Here is a 2,037-nt window from a genome sequence, read left to right as displayed (position 1 = left end):
GCCGAGGCCGAGCTCGCGCGCGGGCTGGGGTACGACGCCGTGCTGGTGAGTCCCCGCGTCGCGGGCGCCGACGAGCGTGCCCTGCTCGAACGCGCCCGCGCCGTCGGCGAGGTGCTGCCCGTGGTGGGCTTCTACCTGCAGACCGCGATCGGCGGGCCCGTGCTCGGCCGGGACTTCTGGCGCGAGTTCGCGTCGATCCCCTCTGTGGTCGCGGTGAAGGCCGCGCCGTTCGACCGCTACCGCACGCTGGAGCTGGTGCGCGGGGTGGCGGCGTCCGGTCGCGCCGACGACATCGCCCTGTACACCGGAAACGACGACGCGATCGTCGCCGACCTGCTGTCGGAGTTCCACGTGGACTCGCCGTCCGGCCCGCGCACGCTGCGCTTCGTCGGCGGGCTGCTCGGCCAGTGGGCCGTGGGCACGCGGGCGGCCGTCGCGCTGCTGGAGCGGGCGCGGCAGGCGATGGACGGCGACGCCGAGGCGTACCGCGAGCTGGGGCTGCTGGCCTCCGACATGGTCGACGTGAACCAGGCGGTGTTCGACCCGGGCAACGACTTCCACGGCGTGATCGCGGGCGTGCACGAGATGCTGCGCCAGCAGGGCCTGCTCGACGGCACGTGGTGCCTCGACCCGGCCGAGGGGCTCTCGCCAGGGCAGGCGGAGGAGATCGCCCGGGTGCGCCGTGCCTACCCGGCCCTGAACGACGACGCGTTCATCGCCGCGCACCTCGAGGACTGGCTGCGATGAGCGCCGCGGCGCCCGCGGTCGTCGTGGCGGCGGTTCCGGAGGCGCTGTCGGCGGAGTTCTTCGCGCCCGCCGACCTCGAGCGCCTGCACCGTGCCGCGGCCGCCGCGGGCGGGAGGTTCGTGCGGGTCGAGTCGCTCGACGACCTCGACCCCGCCGAGCTGCGCGGGGCACGGGTCGTGATCACGAGCTGGGGTGCCCCGCCGTTCGACCCCGCCCTGCTCGCGCGCCTTCCGGCGCTGGAGCTCGTGGCGCACACGGGCGCGTCCGTCAAGGCGTTCGCGGCCGGGGAGCTGTTCGACCGGGGCGTCGCGGTGACCCAGGCGGGCGACGCCATGGCCCGCCCGGTCGCCGAGGTGTCGCTCGCCTTCACGCTCGCGCTGCTGCACCGGCTGCCCGAGCTGTCGCACGGGGTGCGTGCGGGCGGCTGGTACGACGCGGCCGCGGTGGGCACGCAGCACGAGATCCTCGGGGCGCCCATCGCGGTGATCGGCGCGTCGCGGACGGGTCGTGCGTACCTGCCGCTGATCTCGGCGCTGGGCGCGGAGCCGCTGCTGGTGGATCCCACGATCGACGCCGCCGAGGCCGCCGCCCTCGGTGCGGAGCTGGTGCCGCTGGACGAGGCGCTTCGTCGCGCCCGCATCGTCGCGGTGCACGCGCCGACGCTGCCCGAGACGCATCACCTCCTCGGTCGGCGGGAGCTCGCGCTGATGCCCGACGGCGCGGGGCTGGTGAACACGGCCCGCTCGTGGCTGGTGGACGAGGCCGCGCTCATCGACGAGGTGCGTACGGGCCGCCTGAGCGCCGCGGTGGACGTGTTCGACGAGGAGCCGTTCGGCGCCGACAGCCCGTTCCGCACGCTCCCCGGGGTGCTCGTGACGCCGCATCGCGCCGCCGGCACCCACGAGGGGCGGCTACGGCAGGGCCGGATCGTGGCGGACGAGGTCGCGGCGTTCTTCGAGGGCCGACCGCTCGCCCACACGGTGGATCGCGCCGCGCTGGCGTGGATGGCATGACCGCGGCGATCGCGCGCGGGGACGACCCCGCCGGCTGACGCGGGGTGGATCGTCCGGGCGGGAGCCCGGGGTGCTGGGGTCGGGGGACTCGAGGGAGGACGCGGCTCGGCCGGACGGCCGGACGCCTGACCGCGGCGACGACGCCGCAAGGAGGATGAGCATGACCCAGCAGGAGATGACCGAGACCGCCGCGCTGCGCAGCAGGCGCATGCTGCTCGCCGGGTTCGGTGCCGCCGCGCTCGGCGGTGTCGCGGCGGCGGCCGCCCCGAGCGCGGAG

General features: G+C 76.0%; 2 protein-coding genes. Both read left to right on the top strand.

Features of this window, described 5'->3' with window-relative positions:
• On the top strand, positions 1-747 hold a 747-nt coding region (locus DW299_RS04950), incomplete at its 5' end, for a dihydrodipicolinate synthase family protein (protein ID WP_136035911.1).
• The gene (locus DW299_RS04945) at positions 744-1,760 is read left to right on the top strand and encodes a hydroxyacid dehydrogenase (RefSeq protein WP_136035910.1); all 1,017 of its coding nucleotides are present in this window, start codon (positions 744-746) and stop codon (positions 1,758-1,760) included. The genes DW299_RS04950 and DW299_RS04945, both read left to right, overlap by 4 nt.
• Positions 1,761-2,037 lie beyond the last annotated feature (277 nt).

It is taken from the genome of Microbacterium sp. K35 (assembly GCF_004794375.1).
GTDB lineage: Bacteria > Actinomycetota > Actinomycetes > Actinomycetales > Microbacteriaceae > Microbacterium > Microbacterium sufflavum.
This window is presented reverse-complemented; position numbering and strand designations above follow the sequence as displayed.

What these genes read in the sequence shown, in the direction of transcription:
- DW299_RS04945 (WP_136035910.1), top strand. Translation starts at nt 744, where the DNA reads ATGAGCGCCGCGGCGCCCGCGGTCGTCGTGGCGGCGGTTCCGGAGGCG.